General features: G+C 70.2%; 18 protein-coding genes. 12 read left to right on the top strand and 6 right to left on the bottom strand.

The features are described 5' to 3' along the window. Position 1: 1 nt before the first annotated feature. On the bottom strand, positions 2-1,657 hold the full coding sequence (locus ACFVXC_RS04780) for an AMP-binding protein (RefSeq protein ID WP_389901402.1): 1,656 nt from the start codon (positions 1,655-1,657) through the stop codon (positions 2-4). A gap of 102 nt (positions 1,658-1,759) precedes the next feature. Here ACFVXC_RS04780 and ACFVXC_RS04775 point away from each other — a divergent pair, with 102 nt between their 5' ends. The 3 genes from ACFVXC_RS04775 to ACFVXC_RS04765 are packed head-to-tail and all read left to right on the top strand — an operon-like array spanning position 1,760 to position 4,249. After that, entirely contained in the window at positions 1,760-2,971 is a 1,212-nt protein-coding gene (locus ACFVXC_RS04775; RefSeq protein WP_389901400.1) for an acyl-CoA dehydrogenase family protein, read from the top strand. Further along, positions 2,968-3,366 (top strand): RidA family protein, encoded by a 399-nt coding sequence (locus ACFVXC_RS04770; protein WP_389901399.1) that lies wholly within the window; start codon positions 2,968-2,970, stop codon positions 3,364-3,366. Before ACFVXC_RS04775 ends, ACFVXC_RS04770 begins: the two co-directional genes overlap by 4 nt. Before the next feature lie 46 nt (positions 3,367-3,412). Next, entirely contained in the window at positions 3,413-4,249 is an 837-nt protein-coding gene (locus tag ACFVXC_RS04765) for an alpha/beta fold hydrolase (protein WP_389901397.1), read from the top strand. A 19-nt stretch (positions 4,250-4,268) separates the two neighbouring features. Here ACFVXC_RS04765 and ACFVXC_RS04760 read toward each other — a convergent pair whose 3' ends face one another. Next, positions 4,269-5,798, bottom strand: coding sequence for a helix-turn-helix domain-containing protein (locus ACFVXC_RS04760; RefSeq protein ID WP_389901395.1), 1,530 nt, complete (start codon positions 5,796-5,798; stop codon positions 4,269-4,271). A 121-nt stretch (positions 5,799-5,919) separates the two neighbouring features. Continuing rightward, entirely contained in the window at positions 5,920-7,821 is a 1,902-nt protein-coding gene (locus ACFVXC_RS04755) for an amidohydrolase (RefSeq protein ID WP_389901394.1), read from the bottom strand. Positions 7,822-8,014: 193 nt separating this feature from the next. Here ACFVXC_RS04755 and ACFVXC_RS04750 point away from each other — a divergent pair, with 193 nt between their 5' ends. The 5 genes from ACFVXC_RS04750 (at position 8,015) to ACFVXC_RS04730 (ending at position 19,311) form a co-directional block, all read left to right on the top strand. Then, the gene (locus tag ACFVXC_RS04750; RefSeq protein WP_389901392.1) at positions 8,015-9,028 is read left to right on the top strand and encodes a LacI family DNA-binding transcriptional regulator; all 1,014 of its coding nucleotides are present in this window, start codon (positions 8,015-8,017) and stop codon (positions 9,026-9,028) included. Positions 9,029-9,334: 306 nt separating this feature from the next. Continuing rightward, positions 9,335-12,064, top strand: coding sequence for an aconitate hydratase AcnA (gene acnA / locus ACFVXC_RS04745; RefSeq protein ID WP_389901390.1), 2,730 nt, complete (start codon positions 9,335-9,337; stop codon positions 12,062-12,064). Positions 12,065-12,162: 98 nt separating this feature from the next. Beyond that, the gene (locus tag ACFVXC_RS04740; protein ID WP_389901388.1) at positions 12,163-15,354 is read left to right on the top strand and encodes an NACHT domain-containing protein; all 3,192 of its coding nucleotides are present in this window, start codon (positions 12,163-12,165) and stop codon (positions 15,352-15,354) included. 235 nt (positions 15,355-15,589) lie between these two features. After that, positions 15,590-17,737, top strand: coding sequence for an ATP-binding protein (locus ACFVXC_RS04735; protein ID WP_389901387.1), 2,148 nt, complete (start codon positions 15,590-15,592; stop codon positions 17,735-17,737). After that, the gene (locus tag ACFVXC_RS04730; RefSeq protein WP_389901386.1) at positions 17,734-19,311 is read left to right on the top strand and encodes an ABC transporter substrate-binding protein; all 1,578 of its coding nucleotides are present in this window, start codon (positions 17,734-17,736) and stop codon (positions 19,309-19,311) included. The genes ACFVXC_RS04735 and ACFVXC_RS04730 overlap by 4 nt, the downstream gene beginning before the upstream one ends. Before the next feature lie 13 nt (positions 19,312-19,324). Here the strand turns inward: ACFVXC_RS04730 and ACFVXC_RS04725 are convergent, their stop codons facing one another. After that, positions 19,325-19,714 carry a VOC family protein gene (locus ACFVXC_RS04725; RefSeq protein ID WP_389901385.1) on the bottom strand — a complete coding sequence of 130 codons (390 nt, stop codon included), beginning with the start codon at positions 19,712-19,714 and terminating at the stop codon, positions 19,325-19,327. Positions 19,715-20,069: 355 nt separating this feature from the next. On the opposite strand from ACFVXC_RS04725, the gene ACFVXC_RS04720 reads away from it, so the two are divergent. Then, complete coding sequence (locus tag ACFVXC_RS04720) at positions 20,070-20,858, top strand: hypothetical protein (protein ID WP_389901384.1); 789 nt, start codon at positions 20,070-20,072, stop codon at positions 20,856-20,858. Positions 20,859-21,033: 175 nt separating this feature from the next. On the opposite strand, the gene ACFVXC_RS04715 is transcribed toward ACFVXC_RS04720, so the two are convergent. After that, positions 21,034-21,783 carry an SDR family NAD(P)-dependent oxidoreductase gene (locus ACFVXC_RS04715; RefSeq protein WP_389901382.1) on the bottom strand — a complete coding sequence of 250 codons (750 nt, stop codon included), beginning with the start codon at positions 21,781-21,783 and terminating at the stop codon, positions 21,034-21,036. Positions 21,784-21,877: 94 nt separating this feature from the next. Here ACFVXC_RS04715 and ACFVXC_RS04710 point away from each other — a divergent pair, with 94 nt between their 5' ends. The 3 genes from ACFVXC_RS04710 (at position 21,878) to ACFVXC_RS04700 (ending at position 25,119) form a co-directional block, all read left to right on the top strand. Continuing rightward, positions 21,878-22,486 (top strand): TetR/AcrR family transcriptional regulator, encoded by a 609-nt coding sequence (locus ACFVXC_RS04710; RefSeq protein ID WP_389901380.1) that lies wholly within the window; start codon positions 21,878-21,880, stop codon positions 22,484-22,486. Between the two features lie 144 nt (positions 22,487-22,630). After that, complete coding sequence (locus tag ACFVXC_RS04705) at positions 22,631-23,779, top strand: trypsin-like serine peptidase (protein WP_389901379.1); 1,149 nt, start codon at positions 22,631-22,633, stop codon at positions 23,777-23,779. Between the two features lie 47 nt (positions 23,780-23,826). Next, positions 23,827-25,119, top strand: a complete 1,293-nt coding sequence (locus tag ACFVXC_RS04700; protein WP_389901377.1) for a DUF4157 domain-containing protein — start codon at positions 23,827-23,829, stop codon at positions 25,117-25,119. A 28-nt stretch (positions 25,120-25,147) separates the two neighbouring features. On the opposite strand, the gene ACFVXC_RS04695 is transcribed toward ACFVXC_RS04700, so the two are convergent. Further along, positions 25,148-25,579, bottom strand: coding sequence for a VOC family protein (locus ACFVXC_RS04695; RefSeq protein ID WP_389901375.1), 432 nt, complete (start codon positions 25,577-25,579; stop codon positions 25,148-25,150). Between the last annotated feature and the right edge of the window lie 140 nt (positions 25,580-25,719).

The following is a 25,719-nucleotide window of genomic DNA, read 5'->3' as shown; positions in this document are numbered from 1 at the left end:
ATCACTCTACGGGCCCCGGCTCCCGCAGCCGGAACCGTTGCAGCTTGCCCGTCGCGGTGCGCGGCAGCGCGTCCAGAAAGACGATCTCGCGCGGACACTTGTACGGCACGAGCTCGCCCTTCACGAACTCGCGCAGCCGCTCCGGGTCCCGTTCGGTGCCCGCGCGCGGGACGACGTACGCGACGACCGCCTGCCCGCGCAGCTCGTCGGAGCGCCCCACGACGGCCGTCTCCAGGACATCGGGGTGGCGCAGGAGCGCCTCCTCGACCTCCGGGCCCGCGATGTTGTACCCCGCCGATATGATCATGTCGTCCGCGCGGGCCACGTAGGTGAAGTAGCCGTCGGCGTCGCGGACGTAGGTGTCGCCGGTGACGTTCCAGCCGTGGCGTACGTACTGGAGCTGGCGCTCGTCGCCCAGATACCGGCAGCCGACAGGCCCGCGCACGGCGAGCAGACCCGGCTCCCCGTCCGGCACCTGAGCCCCCGAATCGTCGACCACGCGCGCGTGCCAGCCGGGTACGGGGCGGCCTGTGGTGCCGGGCCGGATCGCCTCGTCGGCGGCGGAGATGAAGATGTGGAGCAGCTCGGTCGCGCCGATGCCGTTGATGATGCGGTGCCCGGTGCGCTCGTGCCAGGCGTGCCAGGTGTTGGTGGAGAGATTCTCCCCTGCGGAGACGCACCGCCGCAGTGTGGAGACGTCGGGGGCGTCCGGCTTGCCCAGCTCGTCGAGCATCGTGCGGTAGGCGGTCGGCGCCGTGAAGAGCACGCTCACGCCGTGCTCGGCGATCGCGGGCAGCAGCTGCTTGGGAGCCGCGTGTTCCAGGAGGAGCGACGAGGCGCCGAACCGCAGCGGGAAGATGACGAGACCGCCGAGTCCGAAGGTGAAACCGAGCGGTGGGCTGCCCGCGAACACGTCGTCGGGCACCGGCTTGAGGACATGGCGCGCGAAGGTGTCGGCGATGGCGAGCACGTCACGGTGGAAGTGCATACAGCCCTTGGGGCGCCCGGTGGTGCCGGACGTGAAGGCGATGAGGGCGACGTCGTCGGCGGCGGTGTCGACGGGTTCGTAGACGTCGGGCTGCCGGGCGGCGCGCGTGAGGAGGTCGTCGTCCGCGTCCCCGCCGAAAGTGGTGACGCTCAGTCCCGGGATCCCGGCCTTGATCAGGTCGTCCACGGAGCGGGCGTCGCACAGCGCGTGGCTCACCTCGGCGATCTCGCACATCGTGGCCAGCTCGTGCGCGCGCTGCTGGGCGAGGACGGTGACCGCGACCGCGCCCGCCTTCATCACCGCCAGCCAGCAGGCCGCGAGCCAGGGCGTCGTGGGGCCGCGCAGCAGGACGCGCTGTCCCGGCAGTACGTCGAGTTCGCCGGTCAGGACGTGCGCGATCCGGTCGACGTGCCGCTGCAGCTCGCCGTACGTCCACACGCCTGTGGAGCCCGCGTCGCCGGAACCCGCACGGAACGCGGTTCTCTCGGCGCCGTGCCGCTCCACCGTCCGGTCGAGGAGCTCGGCGCCGCAGTTGAGGCGGTCGGCGTAGTGCACCTCGGGCCGGTCGCGGACGAACGCGGGCCACTGCTCCGGCGGCGGGAGATGATCCCGGGCGAAGGTGTCGACGTGAGCCGATGGGTGGAGTCGCAGTGCACTCTTGGCGTCCACAGCGGGTCGCCCCCTTGCCGTTCGGGCTTGTGGTGAGCTCGCGCAACGAGCGTATCGTGATGGTGACGACAGTCAACGGTGCGCGATAGAGGAGGGGCCCGCATGACGGCATTCTCGCTCGATCCAGAACAAACCGCCTGGTGTGCGGAGCTACGCGCCCTCGCCGACGAGCGGCTGCGTCCGCTGGCGGAGAAGGGCGAGCCGGGCCGCGTGAACCGCCCACTGGTGGAGGCCCTCGGAGAACTGGGCCTCCTCGACCGCCTGTTCGCGGGGGAGGGGCCGGGTGGCTCGGCCGCCGCACGGTCCCCGGCCCCGCCGGCCACCTCGGGCGCCCTGGGCCTCTGCCTCCTGCGCGAGTCCCTCGCCTACGCCTGCACGGAGGCCGAGACCGCGCTCGCGCTGCAGGGGCTCGGGGCGCACCCCGTCGCCGCGTACGGCTCCGCGCGCCAGCGCGAGCAGTGGCTGGCCCCCGCCCGCGCGGGGCGCGCCGTCGCCGCCTTCGCGCTCTCCGAACCCGGCGCGGGCTCGGACGCCGCCGCCCTTGCCCTGAGCGCCGTCCCGGACGGCGCCTCCTCCTGGCGGCTCACCGGCGAGAAGTGCTGGATCTCGAACGCCCCCGAGGCCGACTTCTACACCGTCTTCGCCCGTACGACCCCCGGCGCCGGCGCCCGCGGCGTCACCGCCTTCCTCGTGCCCGCCGACCGCGCGGGCCTCACCGGCACGCCCCTGGACATGCTCTCCCCGCACCCGATCGGAGCCCTCGCCTTCGACGGGGTGACCGTCACCGGCGACGACATGCTCGGCGAACCCGACCGCGGCTTCCGCGTCGCCATGACCACCCTCAACCGCTTCCGCCCCAGCGTCGGCGCCTTCGCGGTCGGCATGGCGGGCGCGGCACTCGACGCGACACTCGCGCACACCGCCGGGCGGGACGCGTTCGGCGGCAAGTTGAAAGACCTCCAGGCGGTGGCGCACCAGGTCGCGGAGATGGCGACGCGCACGGAGGCGGCCCGCCTCATGGTGCACGCGGCAGCGGCGGCGTACGACCGCGGCGAACCGGACATCGCCCGACGCGCCGCCATGGCCAAGCTGATCGCCACCGAGACGGCACAGTACGTCGTGGACGCGGCGGTCCAACTGCACGGTGCGCGCGCCTTGCAGCGAGGCCATCTCCTTGAGCACCTCTACCGGGAGGTGCGGGCGCCCCGCATCTACGAGGGCGCGAGCGAGGTCCAACGGACCATCATCGCGAAGGAGTTGTACGCAGCACAGCCCGCACCGCATCCCGCGCCCCATGAGGAGCCCTCCGCATGAGCATCGAACGCGTCAACCCCGTCGAACTCTCCCCGCCCACCGGCTTCTCGCACGCCGTCACCGCGACGGGTGGCCGCCTCGTCTTCCTCGCGGGCCAGACCGCCCTCGACACCGACGGCAAGGTCACCGGCACCACCCTGCCCGAGCAGTTCGAGCTCGCGCTGAGCAATCTGCTCACCGCCCTGCGCCACGCGGGCGGTACTCCGGCCGACCTCGCCCGCGTCACCGTCTACGCCACGGACGTCGCCGACTACCGCAGTCAGGCGGCACAACTGGGCCGTATCTGGAAGAAGTTGGCGGGCCGCGACTACCCCGCGATGGCGGTGATCGGCGCGGTCCGCCTCTGGGACGAGCAGTGCCTGGTGGAGCTGGACGGGGTGGCGGTCCTCGACTGAGCCGCTTAGCGTCGGGCAGAAGATCAGGCTAGGAAACGGGGCGGCCATGGCACGGATCGAACTCACCGCAGGGCCCGTCGAGTACGAGGACACGGGAGGCACGGGCACGCCGATCGTCCTGCTGCACGGCCTCGTCCAGGACGGCAGCGTATGGCGCCACGTCGTGCAGGAACTGGGCGAAGACTTCCGCTGCCTGGTGCCGACGCTTCCGTACGGCAGCCATCGCCTACCGCTGAAGCAGGGTGCCGAGCTGACGCCGTCGACCATGGCCCGGCTGATCGGTGAGTTCGCCGACGCGCTGGGTCTGGGCGGCGACGCGGTCTTCGTCGAGAACGACGCCGGGCGGCTCCAGCAACTGGCCGCCGAACGCCCCGACCGCGTGGGCCGCATGGTCATCGCGGGCTGCGAGGCCTTCGACAACTACCCGCCGCGCGCGGGCGGCAAGATGATGGACGCCGCCGCGCGCGTGCCCGGCGGCATCGCCCTCCTGATCCGCGTCCTGTCCGTACGCGCCCTGCGCCGCGTCCCGGGCACGGGATTCGCGGTCATGGCCCACCGCCCCGTCCCGCACGACCTGACGGACCGCTGGCTCGAACCCCTGCGCACCGATCCCCAGGCCCGCCAGGTCCTGGTCCGTTACCTCCGCTCCGCCCGCAGGACGGAGATGCGGGAGGCTGCGGAGGCCCTGCGCACGTACGACAGTCCCGCCCTGATCGTCTGGGGCAGGCAGGACAGGATGATGCCCATCGAACACGGCCGCAGGTTCGCCGAGTTGCTCCCCAAGAGCCGCCTGGTGGAACTGGACGACTGCCGCACCCTGATCCCGCTGGATCGCCCCGACGCGCTGGCCGAGGCGATCCGCGAGTTCGTGAAGACCACGTAGGCGAACGGCCGACGGCCTCCTAGATGTCCCGGAACGTCTCGATCTGCGCGCCCACGGAGTTGAGCCGCTCGGCCAGCTCCTCGTACCCGCGATTGATCACGTACACATTGCGCAGGACGGACGTGCCCTCGGCCGCCATCATCGCGAGCAGCACGACCACGGCGGGCCGCAGTGCGGGCGGGCACATCATCTCGGCGGCGCGCCAGCGGGTCGGGCCCTCGACCAGCACCCGGTGCGGGTCGAGGAGTTGGAGGCGCCCGCCGAGGCGGTTCAGGTCGGTCAGATAGATCGCGCGGTTGTCGTAGACCCAGTCGTGGATCAGCGTCTTGCCCTGCGCCGCCGCCGCGATGGCCGCGAAGAAGGGGACGTTGTCGATGTTCAGGCCGGGGAACGGCATCGGGTGAATCTTGTCGATCGGCGCCTCCAGCTTGGAGGGCCGGACGGTGAGGTCGATCAGGCGCGTACGGCCGTTGTCCGCGAAGTACTCCGGCGTGCGGTCGTGGTCGAGGCCCATCTCCTCCAGGACCGCGAGCTCGATCTCCAGGAACTCGATCGGGACGCGGTTCACCGTCAGCTCGGACTCCGTGACGACGGCCGCGGCGAGCAGGCTCATCGCCTCGACCGGGTCCTCGGAGGGGGAGTAGTCGACGTCGACGTCGATGGTCGGGACGCCGTGCACGGTGAGGGTCGTCGTGCCGATGCCCTCGACCTTCACGCCGAGCGCCTCCAGGAAGAAGCACAGGTCCTGGACCATGTAGTTCGACGAGGCGTTGCGGATGACGGTGGTGCAGTCGCTGCGGGCCGCGGCGAGGAGGGCGTTCTCGGTCACGGTGTCGCCGCGCTCGGTCAGCACGATCGGGCGGTCGGGGACGACGTCTCGCGCGACCTCGGCGTGGTAGAGCCCCTCGGTCGCGGCGATGTCGAGCCCGAAGCGGCGCAGCGCGATCATGTGCGGCTCGATCGTGCGGGTGCCGAGGTCGCAACCGCCCGCGTACGGCAGGTTGAAGCGGTCCATGCGGTGCAGCAGCGGACCGAGGAACATGATGATCGAGCGGGTCCGGATCGCGGCCTGCGCGTCGATCGCCTCCATGTCGAGCTGGGCGGGCGGCACGATCTCCAGGTCCACCCCGTCGTTGATCCAACGGGTGCGCACGCCGATCGAGTTCAGGACTTCGAGGAGGCGGTAGACCTCCTCGATGCGCGCCACGCGGCGCAGCACCGTGCGTCCCTTGTTGAGCAGGGAGGCGCAGAGCAGCGCCACGCAGGCGTTCTTGCTCGTCTTGACGTCGATGGAGCCGGAGAGCCGCCGCCCGCCGACCACGCGCAGATGCATCGGCCCGGCATACCCGAGGGAGACGATCTCGCTGTCCAGCGCTTCGCCGATACGCGCGATCATCTCAAGGCTGATGTTCTGGTTGCCGCGCTCGATGCGGTTCACGGCGCTCTGACTTGTGTTGAGCGCCTCGGCGAGCTGCGACTGCGTCCAGCCCCTGTGCTGCCGGGCGTCGCGGATGAGCTTGCCGATACGTACGAGGTAATCGTCTGCCATGTTGTGCAGGTTATCTCAGATATGAGATGACGCATGCGCTGGGGTAGGCCATACGTGAAATGACCGGTTCAACACGGAAGTTCCCGTACGTCTATTCCGTACGCCACTTCACCACGTCGGGTCAGCCGCAACCGCACGAGGCGTGCCGCCCGCCGTGCACCGCGGCCTGCGCCGCCGGTCGCGGTCCCGCCGCCGCGCGCGTCACCCGGGCGGCGGCAGCGCGCCCGGCCGACGAGTCGGCGTCATGCACCACTGTGCCTCCGGTCAGCGTCAGCCGCACTTCGGCAGAGCTGATATCGGCCACCGGACACCGCGTCACATCGCGGTCGAGCAGCACCAGGTCGGCCGACTTTCCCGTTTCGACCGTTCCGGTGAGGTGGTCCATACGGAGCTGACGCGCCGTGCCGATGGTGTGCATGAGCAGGGCGGACGAGCGGCTGAGGCCCTCCTGCTCGCGGTACAGATCGCCCTCGCCCTCGGCCCCGAACCGGTCGACGGCCGTCCGCACCTGGTTCCACACCTGGAGCGGATCGACAGGCCAGTCCGAGCCACCGGAGAGCCGCGCCCCGTGCCCCTCCAGGCTGCGCGCCGGGTACAGCCGGCGGTGACGTCCGGCGCCGATGTAGGGCAGCAGGGCATCCATGGTCCAGATGTTGCGGGTCGCCCACTGGAGCTGCATGCAGGGGATGACGCCGAGCAGGGCGAACCGGGGCAGATCGGCGGGGTCGACGAGCTGGAGATGCGCGGTGGTGTTGCGCAGGCCGCGCGCTGAGGTGGTGCGCAGGGCGTACGCGTAGCCGTCGAGGGAGGTGCGCACCGCGCGGTCGCCGATGGCGTGCGCGTGCATCTGCCAGCCGTCCTTGTTGAAGGCGGCGGTGAGGCGGCCGTAGTCCGCCGACGACACGTACAGGTCGCCGCGGTGGTCGGTGGGTTTGCCGTCCTCGTCGAGGTAGGGCTTCAGGAGCGCGGCGGTCTGCGCCGGGTACTCGATGACCCCGTCGAGGAAGACCTTGACGGTGCCGAAGCGGAGCCCGCGTACGTCCTTGAAGTCCTCGCGGAGCCCCTTCGCGTACGCGAGCGCCGCCGCCGGGTCCTTGGTCTGACCGGTCTCGATGCGCAGGGCGGGCACGATGCGCTGGAGCAGGCGTCCGGACTCGGCCAGGCGCTGATACGTCTTCAGCTCGCCGCGGCCCACCACGGCTTCCATGAAGGTGGTGACGCCGGACGCGGCGGCCTCGGCGAGGGTCTTGGCGGCGGCGTCCGCCAGCTGTGTCTCGTCGGGCTCGGGGATGTGCCGGGAGACGAGCGGCTGGGCGTCGTCCTTGAGCACGCCGGTCGGCTTGCCGTCCGCGCCCTTGACGATCTTGCCGCCGACCGGGTCGGGCGTCGACGCGGTGATCTTCGCGATGTCCAGGGCGCGCTGGTTGGCCCAGAGGTTGTGCCCGTCGCCGCCGCGCAGCGCGATCGGCCGCCGGGTCGGCAGCGCGTCGAGCATGGAGTGATGCGGGGCGGTCCCGCGCGGCAGCAGCCCCACGGGGTTCCAGTCCTCCACCACGAGCCATCCGTCGGGCTCCTGGTCGGCGGAGTCCTTCAGGGCTGAATCCTTGAGAAACGTGGTCAGCGTCTTGCGCAGCTCATCGACGGTCTGCTCGGCGCCGGCCAGCGAGGGCCGCAGCGAGCGGTTCGCCGCGTCCATGGGGTGGGCGTGCCCGTCGTGAATGCCGCTCATCACGGTGCCGCCCCGAGCGTCCACCACCTGCGTGTCCCGCCCGATGAAGCGCTTGAGAGCGGAGTCGCTCCCGACGGCAAGGATCTTCCCGTCCCGCCCGACGGCGACGGCCTGCGCGGGGGCGTGTCCCCGAGTGCCGGTGAACACGCGGGAGTTGTGCAGTACGAGGGCGGCGGAGCGGCGGGGGGAGGAGGCGGCCGCGCCACTCGCGCCGACGGCGACAGAGGCTCCTGCGGCACCGGCGGAGGCGAGGAGCCCGCGCCGGGAGAGGGCGAAGGAGTGCGAAGAGGGCATAGGGCGTCTCCTAGCTGCTGTGACACGGGGCATTCGGTGGGTGGCCGGGAGGAATCCGCCGCGAAGCGAGCGGCGCGACGACTCGCGGGAGGCTCAAAGACTCACCGAGTAACCCGTTAACCAGAAGCCGTCGCCCACGACGGATTCCGTGGAGTCATGGCCCCCGGCACAGGGAATCCGTAGAATCACCGCCGTGCCAGGGCCCACCCTCACCGACATAGCGCGCGCGGCGGAGGTGTCGACCGCGACGGTCTCGCACGCCCTGAACGGCACCGGCCGGCTGGGCGCGGCCACCCGGCGCAGGGTGCGGGAAACCGCCACCGCCCTCGGCTACGGCACCCGCCGCACCGCCCCGCGCACGCGCACGCTCGGCATCGCCGTCACCACGTTCCCCGCCGCCTGGAACTACACGGAGATCGCGTACTTCTCGCGCGTCGTCACGGCGGCCACAGCGGCGGCCCACACACGTGGCTACGCCCTCACCACGCTGCCGGCCGTGCGCGCGGCGGACGACGCGTGGCACAGTCTCGCCGTCGACGGCATGCTGGTCATGGACAGCCCGCGCGGGGACCCGATGGTCCGCGCGCTGCGCGCCCGCGGCATCCCGGTCGTCTTCGACGGCGTACCCGGCGATCCGCTGCCCGGCGACCACTGGGTCGACAACGACCACGACGCGACCACCCGCGAGGTCCTCGACCACCTTGCGGCGTCCGGCGCCCGCCGGATCGCGCTCCAGTCCGGCAACGGCGACGAGCACTACGCACGCGCGGTGACGGCGGCCTACGCCGGATGGTGCGCGGAGCGCGGCGCCGACCCGCTGATCGTGCCCTTCGGCGTGGCGGACGACCAGGGGCGGGCGTTCGACGCGCTGCTGCGGGGCCCGGTCCCTCCCGACGCCGTCTACGCGGCGTACGACCCGGGCGGCCACCAGCTCCTGGCCGCCGCGGCCAGGGCCGGCCTGCGCGTCCCGCACGAGCTGCGAGTGGTGTGCGCGAGCGAGGACCCCGCCTACGCGGCGACCCGGCCGCCCGTGACCACGGTGACCCTCGACCCGGACCGCACGGCGCGGGCAGCCGTGGGCCTCCTGGCCGACCTGATCGAGGGCCGCGGCGAGAGGGCACCGGCACCGGGACGGGTCGTCGTTCCCGCCGCCCTCCTCGTACGCGCGTCGTCCGGCGCTCAGCCGACGGGGTGGGCGTGGTCGTGACCCCGTACGGACGACTGCTGCTCACCCTTCTGATCAGGGTCGACGGTGAGCGGGGCGCCGCGTACGGGGTGGTTTCCGCGCCGGACCGGCCGCGTGCGATGGAGTTCTCCGTGCTCCCTTCGGCGTGCGGGCAGGCTGGCGCGCCTCGTCGTACGCGCGAGTGATGTACTAGAGTTATCTCGACATCGAGATATCTGCCGAGGCGCACCAGGAGCCGCCACTCGGTAAGGGTTACCTAACTAAGCCTTACCTTAGCGGATCGACGAGGAGTCGTGGCGGCAGGATGTGACGGAAACGCGCACATATATGAAGGAGACTGTCGTGTCGGCGAACAGCTTCGACGCCCGCAGCACGCTGCGCGTGGGCGACGAGTCGTACGAGATCTTCAAGCTGGACAAGGTCGAGGGCTCCGCGCGCCTCCCTTACAGCTTGAAGGTGCTGCTGGAGAACCTGCTCCGCACCGAGGACGGCGCGAACATCACCGCCGACCACATCCGCGCGCTCGGCTCCTGGGACTCCCAGGCGCAGCCGTCGCAGGAGATCCAGTTCACGCCGGCCCGCGTGATCATGCAGGACTTCACCGGCGTGCCCTGCGTCGTGGACCTCGCCACGATGCGTGAGGCCGTCAAGGAGCTCGGCGGTGACGCGGACAAGATCAACCCGCTGGCCCCGGCCGAGCTGGTCATCGACCACTCCGTGATCGCCGACAAGTTCGGCACGGCGGACGCCTTCGGCCAGAACGTCGAGCTGGAGTACGGCCGCAACAAGGAGCGCTACCAGTTCCTGCGCTGGGGCCAGACCGCCTTCGACGAGTTCAAGGTCGTCCCCCCGGGCACCGGCATCGTCCACCAGGTGAACATCGAGAAGCTGGCCCGTACGGTCATGATCCGTAACGGCCAGGCCTACCCCGACACCCTGGTCGGCACCGACTCGCACACCACGATGGTCAACGGCCTCGGCGTCCTTGGCTGGGGCGTCGGCGGCATCGAGGCCGAGGCCGCGATGCTCGGTCAGCCGGTCTCCATGCTCATCCCGCGCGTCGTCGGCTTCAAGCTGACCGGTGAGCTGCCCGCCGGCACCACCGCCACGGACCTCGTCCTCACGATCACCGAGATGCTGCGCAAGCACGGCGTCGTCGGCAAGTTCGTCGAGTTCTACGGCGAGGGTGTGGCGGCCACCAGCCTCGCCAACCGCGCCACCATCGGCAACATGTCGCCGGAGTTCGGCTCCACCGCCGCGATCTTCCCGATCGACGACGAGACGCTGAAGTACCTCCGCCTGACCGGCCGTGACGCGCAGCAGGTCGCGCTCGTCGAGGCGTACGCCAAGGAGCAGGGCCTCTGGCTCGACCCGGCCGCCGAGCCCGACTTCTCCGAGAAGCTGGAGCTCGACCTCTCCACGGTCGTCCCCTCCATCGCGGGCCCGAAGCGCCCGCAGGACCGCATCGTCCTCGCCAACGCCTCGCAGCAGTTCGCGCAGGACGTGCGCAACTACGTGGCGGACGACTCCGAGGCGGGCAAGGAGTCCTTCCCGGCCTCCGACGCCCCGGCCGTCTCCAACGGCACCCCGTCGAAGCCGACCACGGTCACCGCCCCCGACGGCTCGACGTACGAGATCGACCACGGCGCCGTCACCGTCGCCGCGATCACCTCCTGCACCAACACCTCGAACCCGTACGTGATGGTCGCCGCCGCGCTCGTCGCGAAGAAGGCCGTCGAGAAGGGACTGACCCGCAAGCCGTGGGTCAAGACCACCCTCGCGCCGGGCTCCAAGGTCGTCACCGACTACTTCGACAAGGCGGGGCTCACCCCCTACCTCGACAAGGTCGGCTTCAACCTCGTCGGTTACGGCTGCACCACCTGCATCGGCAACTCGGGCCCGCTGCCCGAGGAGGTCTCCAAGGCGGTCAACGACGCCGACCTGGCCGTCACGTCCGTCCTCTCCGGCAACCGGAACTTCGAGGGCCGCATCAACCCCGACGTCAAGATGAACTACCTGGCGTCCCCGCCGCTGGTCGTCGCGTACGCCCTCGCGGGTTCGATGAAGGTGGACATCACCAAGGACGCGCTCGGCGCCGACCAGGACGGCAACCCCGTCTACCTGAAGGACATCTGGCCGACCGAGGCCGAGGTGAACGACGTCGTCGCCAACTCCATCGGCGAGGACATGTTCAACAAGTCCTACCAGGACGTCTTCGCGGGCGACGCCCAGTGGCAGGCGCTCTCGATCCCGACCGGCAACACCTTCGAGTGGGACCCGCAGTCGACCTACGTCCGTAAGCCCCCCTACTTCGAGGGCATGACGATGGAGACCACCCCGGTCTCCGACATCACGGGCGCCCGCGTCCTTGCCAAGCTGGGCGACTCGGTCACCACCGACCACATCTCCCCGGCCGGTGCGATCAAGGCCGACACCCCGGCAGGCAAGTACCTCACGGAGCACGGCGTCGAGCGTCGCGACTTCAACTCCTACGGCTCGCGCCGTGGCAACCACGAGGTCATGATCCGCGGCACGTTCGCCAACATCCGCCTGCGCAACCAGATCGCGCCGGGCACCGAGGGCGGCTTCACCCGCGACTTCACGAAGGACGACGCTCCCGTCTCCTTCATCTACGACGCCTCGCAGAACTACCAGGCCGCCGGTACGCCGCTCGCGATCCTCGCGGGCAAGGAGTACGGCTCCGGTTCGTCCCGCGACTGGGCCGCCAAGGGCACCGCGCTCCTCGGTGTGCGGGCCGTCATCGCCGAGTCGTACGAGCGCATCCACCGCTCGAACCTCATCGGCATGGGCGTCCTGCCGCTCCAGTTCCCGGAGGGCCAGACCGCCGAGACCCTCGGCCTGACCGGCGAAGAGGCCTTCTCCTTCACCGGCGTGACCGAGCTGAACAACGGCACGACCCCGCGCACGGTCAAGGTCACCACCGACACGGGCGTGGAGTTCGACGCGGTCGTCCGCATCGACACCCCCGGTGAGGCGGACTACTACCGCAACGGCGGCATCATGCAGTACGTGCTGCGTTCGCTCATCCGCAAGTAAACCTTGTACCAGGGCAGTTGGGCCCGTACTCCCGTGAAGGGGGTGCGGGCCCTACCCTTTGAGTGCGCAGGGAACTCGCGGCGGCGACGGGGGTTGCAGTGGACGCTGGAGCAATGGGCATCAAGGTCGCGTCCTCGGTCGTCGTACCGTTGCTGAAGCGGCTGTTGCTGCCACCGCCCAAGGCGCCCGGAGCCGAGTACTCCGAACAGCCCGTACGCATCAAGGGGTTGCTGTCCTTCGCCGGGGACCACCCCACGCTCAGCAAGGACGACATGCACCGGCTCGCCCAGGAGCTGGTGCGCCGGGCGGTGCGGGCCGCGGGGCCGAACGAACGGCCGATCGCGGACGACGAGCACGACTCCGTCGGGCAGGCGCTGACCCGCACCCTCTTCGCCCTCGGCGAGCTCGACATGGACGACGTGCAGATCTTCGTCCTCGGGCCCGAGGAGCTGGCCAAGGAGCTCTCCCGCGAGGCCGGTCCCGACACGCGCAGGCTGCTCACCCGCGACGCGGCGCTCTTCCACGACGTACTCCTGCGGACGGCCTGCGTGCACCTCGTGCGCTTCTTCACCCAGCGGCCCGGATTCGCGGCCCGGGCCCAACTGGAGGAGTTCCATGAACTACGCCGCCAGCGCGACCAGTTGGAGGTGATTCTGCGCCGCGTCTCGGGGGACGACTGGACGGCGGCGGACGCCCGCTTCGAGGAGAAGTACTCCGACTACGTCATCCAGCAGCACAGCAGCCTCACTCTCCACGGAGTCGACCTGCGCGAACCCGGCGACCCGGAGTGGCCCCTGGAGAGCGCCTACCTGAGCCTGCGCGCCGTCGCGACGGCAGCCGTGGACGTCGACCCCGACGTGGCCCGCGAGGGAAGGACGGCGGAACTGGAGGACAGCGTCGAGTCCATCCTCGTCGGCCACCGGCGCGTACTGCTGCAGGGCCTCGCCGGTACGGGCAAGACGACGCTCGTCCAGTGGCTGGCCCTGACCACCGCGCGCCAGGACACGGTGCCGGGGCATCTGCCACAGCTCCTCGGCCGTGTTCCCTTCGTCCTGCCGCTGCGCACCCTGGTCCGCGAGGGCACCGAACTGCCCCTGCCCGACGACTTCCTGCGCCGGATGGGCTGCCCGCACGTGGGCACCGAGCCCGACGGCTGGACGGCGCGCGTGCTGCAGAACGGCCGCGGCCTCCTGCTCATCGACGGCCTCGACGAGATTCCCGAGTCCGACCGCACACGCACCCGGGAGTGGCTGCGCCGGCTCGTCGCCGCCTTCTCCGGCAACCTGTGGCTCGCCACCACCCGGCCCTCCGCGCTCGCCCCCGGCTGGCTTGAGCGTGAGGGCTTCCACGAGTTCACGCTGAACGGGCTGCGCCCCGACGACCTGCGGCGCTTCATCCAGCGGTGGCACGCGGCGGCTGAGGCGCCCGAAGGGGTGGACGACCTCCTGATCCAATCCCTGCGCACGCGACCGGAGCTGAGCAGGCTCGCCACCAACCCGCTGATGTGCAGCCTGATGTGCGCCCTGCACGAGGAGCGCAACGGCTTTCTGCCCGAGGGGCGGGCCGCTCTCTACAAGGCGGCCCTGTCCATGCTGCTCGAACGGCGCGACAAGGAGCGCGGCGTGCCCCCCGAGCTCAGCGAGGAGGCCGCCTCCGAACCGCTCAAGCGCCTCGCGTACTGGCTGATCAGAAACGAACGCACCCAGATCGAGCGCACGGACGCCCTTGAGCTGCTGCGCAGGCTTCAGCCGCAGGTGCCGAGCCTTCAGAAGATGGGGGAACCGGAGAAGGTCCTGCGGTACCTCCTCGTACGCACCGGACTGCTGCGTGAGCCCGCGCCGGGGGCCGTGGACTTCATTCACCGCACTTTTCAGGATTATCTCGGGGCCAAGGCGGTGCTTGAAGAGCGGGACTTCGGCATTCTGGTGAAGAACGCCCATGCGGACGAGTGGGAGGACGTGGTGCAGATGGCTGTCGCGCAGAGCGATCACGTGGGACGCGCCGACCTGCTCATGCGGCTCAACGAACGCGGCAACCGCGAGAAAGACGCGATGGTTCAGGCCAGGCTGCGGCTGCTCGCCCTCGCTTCGCTCGAGCAGGCCACCCGTCTCGACCCCGCCGTGCGGCTGACCATCGAGACCGAGGCGGCACGCATGGTTCCGCCGCGCAGCCTGCGCCAGGCCAGGGTCCTGGCGCGCACGGGGCCGCTGCTGCTCGGCCTGCTGCCCAGGGCGGGGGACCTGGAGGGCGACGAGGAGCTCGCCACCGTCCACGCGATCTGCCAGATCGGCGGTGACGCCGCCATCCCGCGCCTGAAGGAGTTCCTCAACACCCGGCAGCCACTGGTGCGGGCCCAACTCCTCGGCCACTGGGACCGGTTCGACACCGCCGTCTACGCCGACGACATCATCCGGCCGCTCCTGACCGCGGACTCCTCGCAGCCCGTCACCGTACGCTCGCAGTCCGAGCTCGACGCCCTCGCGGGCATGCCCGGATGTGAACGCGTCGGTATCCACGGAGACTTCGACCCCCAGGCCGTACGCGCGGCCCTCGACCCGCGGCGCCTGCGCGAGCTGAGGCTGCGCGGCGCGCTCCAGCTGGACGACCTCGGCCTGCTCGCGGACTTCCCGGCCCTTGAGAGCCTCACCCTGCGGGGCTGCCGCAACCTCAGGGAGCCCGCACCGCTCACCGGGCTGCCCCAGCTGCACACCCTCGTACTGGAAGACCTCCCGCAGTTCGAACCGCTGTCGAAGCTGGCGGACTGCCCGCGCCTGACCGCCCTGCACCTGGGGCTGCAAGTGCCCTGGCGCGGGCTCCCCGACCTGTCCCGCCTCGGGCACCTGCGGGTCCTCGCGCTGCCGATGGGCACGGTCGACCTCTCGGAGATCGCGCACTTCCAGGCCCTTGAGGAACTGCGCCTGCACGAGGCGGGCGAGCGACTCCTGCCGGACGAGTGGGGCGCCCTGCTCGCCCGGCTGCCCGAGCTGCGCACGCTGACCCTCTCACCCGAGCAGCTGAGCACGCTGCTCTTCGACCCGAGGGCACAGGTCTCGCAGGTCACACACCTCTACGTGTACGCGAAGCCGGGCGCACCCGTGTCGTTGCGGCGCATCGCCCGCAGGCTGCCGGGGCTCGTGGAGATCCATCTCATCCAGGGCACCGACATCGACCTCTCGCACCTGGCCGGTCTGGCCGGGCTGCGACGGGTCAGGCTCGCTTACCCGGGAGAGGTCCGCGCGGCGGTGGACCTTCCCGGCCGGTTCGACCTCGAGATTTATCCACAGCCCTGAAGAGGGTAGAACAACGTTCTTACGTGCCGCTGGTCTCCCGCGATTCCGCTGGCGGGTGACCGGATGCACAGATAAGTTCCACTGGTGCGGGAGGAGTTGGAGCAGTAGTCAGCGGCTGGTGTACGGGGGGAGCACTGCGGCTCGCCCTGTTCGCGGCCGAACGCTCCCAGCGGAAGCAGGATGTCGTCGGATGGGCAAGCCGCAAACCCCACTGCTGTACGGTCGCGATCCTCTGGTGAGTTCACTCATCCCGTCCCTCACCGGACTGGCCTACGACGAACGTGCGCGCAGGAAGCGGGAGTTCGGCGACGACGTGCCCGTCGTCCTGCTCACCGGGCAGCACGGCCTGGGGCGCAGCGCCGTCCTCGACGGGCTCGCGCGCCACTACGACAGGCGGCTTCCGCTGGCCCATGTACGGGTCGTCGCGCCGGGGACGGCGTCCGTCCCCGTGCCCGTCGTCCCCGCGGACACCGAGGGGGTGCCCGCCGCCCCGGCCGCCGAGTTCGTGCAGGTCCTGGAGCGGATCGTGTGTGCGCTCGCGCCCGGACTCGGCCTCTTTCCCGTCCTGTTGCCGGGCCTGTTCGCGGTCTCCGGCTGGTTCCTGGGCGATGCGGACGAACGGGACGCCGTGTGCGTCCGGCAGGCCAGGCTCCTGATCGCCTGCGGGCTCCTCGCCGGGGCCGAGCGGGACGTGGCGCGGCAGTGGTCGGAGCGGGTCGAGGCCTCCATCGCCGATGCGGCGGGCGCGTCCGCCGCCGGTGTCGCGGTGGAGGACGACGACGGCTCGCAGCCGGTGACGGCGGCGATCCTGCGTGAACTGCAGTCGCTGCGCGGCCTCGTTACGGCCCGGCACTGGTACGCGCAGCGGCACACCACACCGGACGGCGCCACCGGCAAACTCGACGCCCTGCTTGAGCTCGGCCGGCGCTTCCACCGGGGCGGTGACTACCAACACGCCGTCGAGAACACCCTCATGGCCGCCTTCCTTGAGGAGGTGGCCACCGCCTACGGCTGGGTGCGGTCCATGAACCGTGAACCCTGGCCGCTGATCCTCCTCGACGAGGCGCACGCCCCCGCGGGGCAGCGCTTCCTGGACCTTCTCCTGGAACACCGCGCCACCGCGCGGCGGCCCCACCGCGACCGGATCACCGTCGTCGCCACCCGCCTCGGCGACGTACCGCAGGACGAGGCGCCGCAGGCCGTACGCCGTGAGTTGGCCGACCTGCTGCCCACCGGAGGCGGCGCGCGGCGCAAGCAGGCCGCCGCCATCTGGCAGCGCGCGGGACACGACCCGTCCGCGGGACTGCTCGTCGTGCCGCTCACGCCGCTGAGCCGGGACGAAGTCCTCTCGATGCTCGACCGGGCGTCCGTGCGGCTGCTCCACCCGCACCTGGCGTCGGCGCTGCACTCGCTGACCGGCGGGCACCCGGCGGCGAGCACCGTGCTGTGCGAGGCCGTCGTGCACGCGGCCCGCCAGAACCGCAAGGTGGCCCCGAGGGATCTGCTCGACCTGCCCACCGCGCAGGGGCGCCCGGTCACCCAGGTCCTCCTGGAGGATCTGCTGCCCGACCGGCGCCAGCGCGACCGGCTGCTCGTGCTGTGCCTCGCGCGGGACAACGAGACCGCGGAGGCCCTCGCCGAGAACCTGCGCCTCGACGGCCCCGAGCAGCTGCCCGCCAACGCGGCGGCACAGTACCTGGTGCAGCGGCAGTGGCAGCAGACCGTCCCCGCCGAGGCCCCGTTGGTGGAGAGCAGGCTGCTGCAGGCGCTCCTGGTCCATGAGGCGCGCCGCACGTCGCCGCCTCCTGACGATCCGCACAGCTGGCACCAGATCCACCGCTTCCTGCATCTGCACCACGTGCAGCGTTCCGCCAACGAGGAGGCGGACGCGCTGCGCCACAGCCTGGCCGCGGGGAACGCGGCACGCGTGGTGGACATGCTGGCCGACGAGTTCGGTGCGGAGGAGGCGGAGCAGAGCGTCCAGCACTGGCTGCAGTGCCTGCGGGACTGCGCCACCGCTCCGACTCCGCCGTCGGGGATCGCCGAGTGGTCGATGAACGCGCATGAGGACGCGGTGGGTTGGAGCGATCACCGGATGGAGATCGCGCTGGGGGAGCACGCCGCCCGCTACGCCCATCTCGACGAGGCGGGCCGCTGCATCAACCGGCTCCTGCACGCCCTGTGGTACCTGTCCGAGCCGTACGCCGACCCGGTGATCGACCCGGATGCCGAAACCCTGTGCCAGGCGGTCGGCGACGAACTCGGATACCTCTCCCGGCGCCACCGCACCTGGTACGCAGCCCTCGGCAGAGCCGCCCGTGACTGGCCGGCGGCCGCCCGCAAACGGCAGGTCCTGCCCGTCCCCGCCAGTGAGGGGTCATGATGTTCAACCACCCGCCCAAGGAGTGGGGCCCCCTCGAATGGCTCGTGGCCGCCGTGGTGGTCGCCGCCCTCGTCGTCGGCGGCGCCACCTGGAACAACTCGCGCCCCGGCCCGTGCGGTGACGGACTGGAGGAGATGGCGGGGGAGTGCGTCGGGGTCACCGCCCACGCCTTCGACGCGGACAAGAAGGCCGCGAGCCTCATCACGGCCATCGCGGACGAGAACGCCCGGGTCGCCCAGGACTGGGAGAACCCGCCGAACCGCAAAGCCCGCATTCCCTACGTACGCATCGCCCTGATGATGCCCTTCACGTCGAACGAGTCGAGCGCCATGACCGGCGACATGATCCGGCGCGCCCTCGCGGGAGCTCTCGCGGCGCAGCTGGAGGCGAACAGCGCCAGCGGGCCGCACTATCAGCTGCTCTTCGCCCCCGACGGCAACGACCTCAAGCAGTGGAGGCCCGTCGTCGACCGCCTCGCCGAGATGACGCGGGACACGGAGGCGCCGCTTGTGGGGGTGACCGGCATTCCGAGCAGCACGACGGACACCCGCAAGGCAGTCGCCGAACTCACCAGGCGCGGCATTCCGACGGTCGGCCCGGTCATCACCGCCGCCTCCATGAATTTCCGGTACTTCTTCAAGACGTCGCCCAACAACGAACAGTTCATCAAGGCCCTGTCCCACTACATCGACCGCTATCCGCAGGAGGAGAAGGGCCTGCTGCTCTGGGACAGCCGCGAGGGCGACGTGTACTCCAAGAACCTGCGTGAGATCTTCGAACGGCACTTCGGCAAGACCTACGACCTGAAGAACCACAACTCCCACTACATCGGTTCGTCGGGCGACGACCAGGGCATCCCGCGGCGCTTCGCCGACGCCGTCACGAGGATCTGCCGGGACAAGGCGGACACCGTCTTCTTCGCGGGCCGCGACCAGGATCTGCCCGCCTTCATCAACCGCCTCGCGAACGAGGGTGGTTGTGACCGCAGCGGCAAGCTGCGGATCCTCAAGGTCGGCATAGGCATGGAACCGACGCTCACCTCCACGGACACCAGCCGGAGCCTGCACAGGGCCAACGCCACGATCGTCGATGCCTCGGCCTTCGACCCCGCCTGGGAGTCGGACATCGGTCATGCGCCGTCCGGTTTCTCTCCCTTCCACGCGCGCTACAAGAAGATAGTCAGCGAGCACGCTCTTGGGGCGAGGCCCTTGGCGGACGGGTACATGGCCATGTATTACGACGGGTTCGCCCTTCTCGCGTCCGCCGTCGACCGTACGTACGGCGAGATGACCGAAGACGGCAAGCAGACCCCCGTTCCGGCGCGGCTGCCCTCCACCAAGGATGTGTACAGCACGCTCACCATCTCGACCATCAGCGACGGGACGTGCAGGGGCTGCCTCGTCGGGGCGAGCGGCACCTACGGCTTCACCGGTCCGGGCGAGAACAACCAGTGGGCCGTCTGCAAGCCCGTCCCGATCGTCGAGTTCCCCTCGGCGGACCGGCCCGGCGACGAGGACAGGATGCCGCTGTACCGGACGTACCGAGGGGACAAGGCGAAGAGCTGTCCGTCATGAACGACGGGCGCGACTACTCCGGAAATCCGCCGTACGGCACGGTGATGATCTCCATGGCGTGCCCCGCCGGATCCAGGAAGTACACGCCCCGGCCACCGTCATTGGTGTTGATCTCGCCCGGCAGCTTCTGATGCGGATCGGCCCAGTGCGCGACGCCGCGCGCCTTGATCTTCTCGTACGCCGCCTCGAACTCCGCCTCGGAGATCAGGAACGCGTAGTGCTGCGGGGTGATCTTGTCCGCGGGGATGGTGGCGAAGTCCAGGGTGACGGAGTTGCTCAACTCCACCGCGATGAACGGGCCCCACTCCGAGGTGATCTCAAGGCCCATGAGGTCCGCGAAGAACTCGGCGGACTCCCGGTTGTCCCGGGCGTGGATGATCGTGTGATTCAGTTCGACCGACAAGGAATGCCTCCAGAAGGCATCTCCCGACACCTCCATGCCTCACCCGGCCGGTGACCGACACGCGACGTCGCCGTGGATCTTAGGCACGGCGGCATCACGCTGTCGAGCCATTTCAGGCGGACGGCCGGCCGCCACGGCCGCCCTGATGTTTCCGAGCGTTCCTGTCATGCCGCTCACTCGACGGTCACTCGACCGGCCGCCGCGGATCTCTCACTGAATTCGGTGTACGCAGGACTGCCCTCATGGACATCTACGGACGTCTCCGGGACGCCTATCGTCGAAGGCGACTGGCGGAACGGCTCGGGGCCAGGTGTTACGCGCGGCTACCGGCCCCACTACAGGGAGCGGCAGCGGCATGGGTTTCGACCGGAAGAACGAGCACGGCGAGCAGGAGAAGAAGGCTTCGCCACCTCGGACCTCAGCGACCCGGAGCGTCGACGCGGCGCCCTTCTCGGGGAACCGGCAGGTCACACAGTCGTCCGTCCTGGCCGTGCAGCGCCTGGCGGGAAACGCTGCCGCCACCGCGTATGTGCAGAGGGTCACCGACGAGGACCGCGACAGAGCCAACAGCAGGCGGGAGCGTTGGGCCGAGCGCGACACCGAACGCGGCGGCGGCCGGCAGGCGGAGAGCTTCAGCACGCACGAGACCCCGTTCGGTCCGTACAACGATGGCCCCGGGCGCGGAAGCGCTCCGAACGTCACCACCAACAAGACTCAGTATCCGGGAACCCACAACACCGACGGCCGCTACGTCCGTGAGGAAGAGAGCCAGTTCATCGGCCTGGTCCCCGAACTCGACGCCGAGCATTTCGCCCCCCTCGTCGACGCGCTGAAGGGGCGGAAGCTGAGCGAGGAGGAGATCGAGGGGCTGAGCGACGACCAGTGCCGGGCGGCGGCGATGCTCATGGGAATCGCCAACGCCGAAAGGGTCCGCGAGCCGGGAGCGCTGAAGCACATCCGCAGCGCCCTCCGGCGGCAGGCCGACCCGGCCCACGAAGCGCCGGAGTTCCTCAACGACTACCCGCAGGGACGTCCCGGTGGGGCCAAGCACGAGAGCCGTGTCCGGTCGGGCCGGACGAAGCGGGCCACACCCGAGGTCGAGACCATTCTTGAGGCCTCGTCCTCGTCGGACGAGGGCGCGTGATGCGGACGAAGGCGACACCTCGTCACGGTCGGCCGCACTCACGGAGCGGACCGTCCCCGAGGACCCGCCGCACGCAGCTGGATATGCGGGGGATGCAAGAAAGTCCCGCCCCAAGCGGGCATTTCGCCCTCCTGGGTGGGACTTTCTCGCAACCCGCTCGCCCATGGGGCCGGGGTTAGATCTGGTTTTCGCCGCCGTCCGCGTACAGGTTGGCTCCGAGGATGAAGCTGCTTTCGCTGGAGGCCAGGAACGCCACCAGTGCGGCGACTTCCTCCGGGCGGCCCATGCGGCCGATCGCCAGTCCCGCGGCGAGGTTCACCCTGGCGTCGGCCGCGTTCTCCTCGCCGAAGACGGTCGTGATTCCGGGGGTGTCGATCGGGCCCGGCGATATGGCGTTGACCCGGATGCCGCGGCCCTTGAGCTCGTTGGCCCACGTCCGCGCGTAGGACCGGACCGCGGCCTTGGACGCCGCGTACGTGCCGAACGCCTCCGTGCCGTTGTCGGCGGCGGTGGACGCGTTCAGGATCACGGACGCGCCGTCGTTGAGCAGAGGGAGCGCCTTCTGGACGGTGAACAGCGTGCCCCGCACGTTGACGTCGAAGGTCTGGTCGAAGTGCTCCTCGGTGACCTGCTCCAGGGTCGCGAACGAGAAGCTAGCCGCGTTCGCGAAGACCACGTCCAGGCCCTGGCCCCGGGCGCGGACCGCGTCGTAGAGCCGGTCCAGGTCGGCCAGGTTCGAGATGTCACCCGCCACCGCGGTGGCCCCCGCCGACCCGATCGTCTCGACAGCCACGTCCAGTTCGGTCTTGCGTCGGCCGGTGATGAACACGTGCGCGCCCTCGGCTGCCAGCCGTACCGCGGTGGCCAGGCCGATCCCGGTGCCGCCGCCGGTGACGACGGCGGTCTTGCCTTCGAGTTGTCCCATGTGAATGACCTCCACAGAGTTCAGTACCGATCGGTACTGAATGGGACCGTAGCACCTTCCGCACCGATCGGTACAGAAGAGTAGGGTTGGCCGCATGGAGATCCAGCGGAAGGCGCCGATCGGTCGGCCCAGAGGCTTCGACGCCGACGGGGCCCTCGAACGTGCCATGCGGGTCTTCTGGGAGCAGGGCTACGAAGGCGCCAGCCTCACCGACCTGACCAAGGCCATGGGCATCACCCGCACCAGCATGTACGCGGCCTTCGGAAACAAGGACGAGCTGTTCCGCAAGGCTCTGGAGCGTTACACCGAAGGCCCCGCCGCGTACGCGGCACGGGCCCTGCGAGAACCGACCGCCGAGCAGGTGGCCACCGCGTTCCTGGGCGGCTCCGCCCGGGCCAGCACCCGCCCCGACTGCCCCGCCGGATGCCTCGGCGTCCAGGGCGCCCTCGCCGTCGGCGACCCCGGACGCAACGCCCGCGACGCACTCACCGCCTGGCGCAACGAGGCCATCGCGCTCCTGCACGACCGGTTCCGACAGGCCGTCGACGAAGGCGATCTACCCGCCGAGACCGATCCCGGGCTGCTCGCCCGCTACCTCATGACCGTGGCGAACGGCATCGCCGTCCAAGCCGCGGGCGGCACCTCCCGCGACGACCTCCAGCAGGTGGCCGACGTAGCCCTGCGCAACTGGCCACCCGCCTGACGGCACCGTCGTGCCCCGATCGACCAGGACCGGCGGGGCACGGTCCGCCGCTCGTGGCGGCGCCGGCCGACGAGTGGGGCATCGCGGAACGCGACCCCGGCTAGGTCGCCCGGCGGAACTCCGCCCATGGACTAGAACTCGACTGTGAGAACGAAACACAGCCTGACGGCGACAGCCGCCGCGTCCGCGCTTCTGGCGGTCACGGCCGCGCTCCTGGCAGCCGTGGGACCGGCCTGGTCAGCTCCGGACCCGACGCCGATCGAGGAGTTCTGGACGCCGGAGCGTATGGCGCGGGCCGAGCCGGTCGAGGAGAGGCAGGCCCGCGAGGGAGTGTCGGGCTCGCCCTCGCACACCTTCCCCTCGCACACCTTCAAAGGGATCAAGGAAGTCGGCACCTTCTACTGGGCGCGGAAGGCGGGCGACGAATACCCGGACCGCTACGACTACCGCTTCTGCGGCGGGACCGTCGTTCCCTCCCCGGGCAGGAACCTGGTCGTGTCGGCAGCGCACTGTTTCGACACCGATGGACGCCAGGAAAACCTGGTCTTCGTGCCGCAGCACAGCGCGAAGAGCCCGATGCCGCACGGCATGTACCCCGTCGAGAAGGGCCACATCTTCAAGAAGCCCGGCTACACCGGGAGCAAGAAGAGCGAGGAGGCACTGACCGACGTCGATGTCGCGTTCCTCGCCACCGAGCCGCGCGGTGACGGCAAGGAGGTCGAGGATGTCGTCGGGGCCATCCCGATGGGGTTCGACACCGGCTTCCACCACACCGTGCTCGCCATCGGATACCCGTATCTGTACGGCGGCGGCAGCTACCAGCCCAAGCAGGACCCCCTCGGCTGCACCACGCCGACGAAGAAGTACACCACCGGGGACGTCAGGGACGGCGGCGGCAGGGTCTGGCGAGGCGGCACCTTCACCGAGATCAACTGCGACGGTTACGTCGGCGGCACCTCCGGCGGCCCCTTCATCACGGCGGGCGCTGAGCCGCCCAGGCTGATCGGTGTCACCGGCGGCTGGATGACCGGCGGCCACAGCGCCGACACCTCGTACGCGTCGTACTTCGACGACGACATCAAGCGCGTCTACGTCGCCGCGAAGGCGGACAGGGGTGACAGGGGCAGCGACAGGGATAGGGGCAGCGGCAGGGACAGGGGCAGGGGCAGCGGCAGGGACAGGCGCCGTCATGCCCAGATGCGGAGGACCGCCAAGGACGGCCAGCGGCGGACTGCCCGCTCGGCCCGCAAGTCTGCCCCCGCGGCCCTGGAGCCGCACGAACCTCGCGCGTAAGGGTGGAGGTTGGTCCACCCAACCCCTTGAGCGCCGGAGGAACGCAGATGGCCTTGGCCCGCGACGACAACAACAAGGCCGGGGCCCGGAGGAGGGACGCGTCCGAGCGAGTGCGACCGGCAACCACGCGCGCCGACGCGGCTGTTCAGCGGATGCTCGATCTGCAGGGATCCATCGGGAACGGTGGCGTCGTCCAGATGCTGCGTCAGACCGGGCACGAGTGGGCCCGGCACCAGCACGGCGCCGGATGCGGACACGAGACGCAGGCGGCGCAGGGATCGCAGGAGGCGCGGGTCCAGCGGTCCGTCAGCAGTACGGTCGCGCGCGAGGCGCTGGAGGACGAGCACGCCCACATGGTGGTGCCGGACACCAGCCCCGAGGGACAGGCGGCCCTGGTGGCCGAGGCCAGGAACTCTCCCAGCGAGTCCTTGCCCTCCGCGGTCGTGGACAAGGCCGTGCCCTTCTACCAGAACCAGAGGATCGCCTCCACCCGCGTCCACCGCGACGCGATCGCCCAGCGCGCCACCGCCGCCATGGGCGCCGAGGCCATGACCATCGACAACCACATCTTCCTGTCCGCCAAGGCCGTCGGCAACGAAGAGACCATCGGCCACGAACTGAGCCACGTCGACAAGAACACCCGCGGCGTCGTCGAGACCGGCCACAGCAACGGCGCGGGCGTCACCACCACCGACCCCCGCCAAGGCTCCGAACACGCCGCCGGAGCCGACGGCCACGCCTACGCCGCGGGCGAAGCGACCGCACCCTCCCTCACAGCCCAGCGCAAGACCACCGACCACGGTGAGGAACTCACGAAGACCGGAACCGTGCAGCGGGCGCCCGCCGCCTACTACCTTCCGGAGGAGGAGATGACGGAGAATCCGGGCTTCTCCACCATTCTGACGGCGACACTGAATGGGCACGCCATCGGGACATGGACCAGCAAGACCACCGCCCAGTCGGAGGGCGACCACGCGGAAGACCAACTGCTCGACTACCTGGACTCGGAAATCGCTCACTACGAGGCCACCGGCAACCCGGACTCCGTCATGTCCACCGGTGTACCCAGGAGTCGTGGCGGCATGAGGCACCAGCTGGCGATCTCGATCACGGCGAGCCCGTGCTCCAGCAAGCACGGAACCTCAAGGAAGACGTACGGCGAGGGCTGCGCCGAGAGGCTCATCGACTACGCGGAGAACGGCTACATGGGGCACAAGTTCACCATCTCCATGACCGCCGCGCACTACTACCAGCCGCAGAACATGCGCGGCGGCAAGGGCAAGTCCAAGGACGCCGTGAAGGACATGCGCAGCGCCGGGATCCATGTGAGCGTCAGCTGAGGAAGCCCCGGCCCGCTTTCACGGCCGCTCAGTCGAGACAGAACTCGTTGCCCTCGACGTCCTGCATGTTGAGGCACGATTCGTAGTCGTCATCGGCGAGCAGGAGTCGCCCGCGTACCGCGCCGAGCGGGATCAGTCGTGCGCACTCGGCCTCAAGCGCGGCGAGGCGCTCCTCACCCACGAGCCCGGTGCCGGCCCGCACATCGAGGTGCACCCGGTTCTTGACGACCTTGCCCTCGGGGACGCGCTGGAAGAACAGTCGCGGGCCGACACCGGTGGGGTCCACGCAGGCCGCTGAGCCGCGGTGCTCGGGCGACAGCGTGCGATCGTAGTCGTCCCAAGTGGTGAACCCCTCCGGTGGCGGCGGTATGACGTACCCCAACGCCCCGCACCAGAATTCAGCGACTCGCCGAGGTTCCGCGCAGTCGAAAGTGACTTGGAACTGCTTGATCGTTGCCATCGGCACATCGTAGGGGCGGCGTCTTTCGCTGTCTCCGCGGTTTTCCTGGAGGCGGGGCCGAGGCCGGAGAGCGCAAGCGGGGGCGGGAGTGAACCTTTCACTCCCGCCCCCGCGTCGACGAGCTGCGGTACTGCCTCCCG

It is taken from the genome of Streptomyces sp. NPDC058257, assembly GCF_042881845.1.
Classification (GTDB): Bacteria; Actinomycetota; Actinomycetes; order Streptomycetales; family Streptomycetaceae; genus Streptomyces.
Note: the sequence above shows the minus strand (reverse complement) of the source record. Positions and strands in the feature narration are given on the sequence as shown.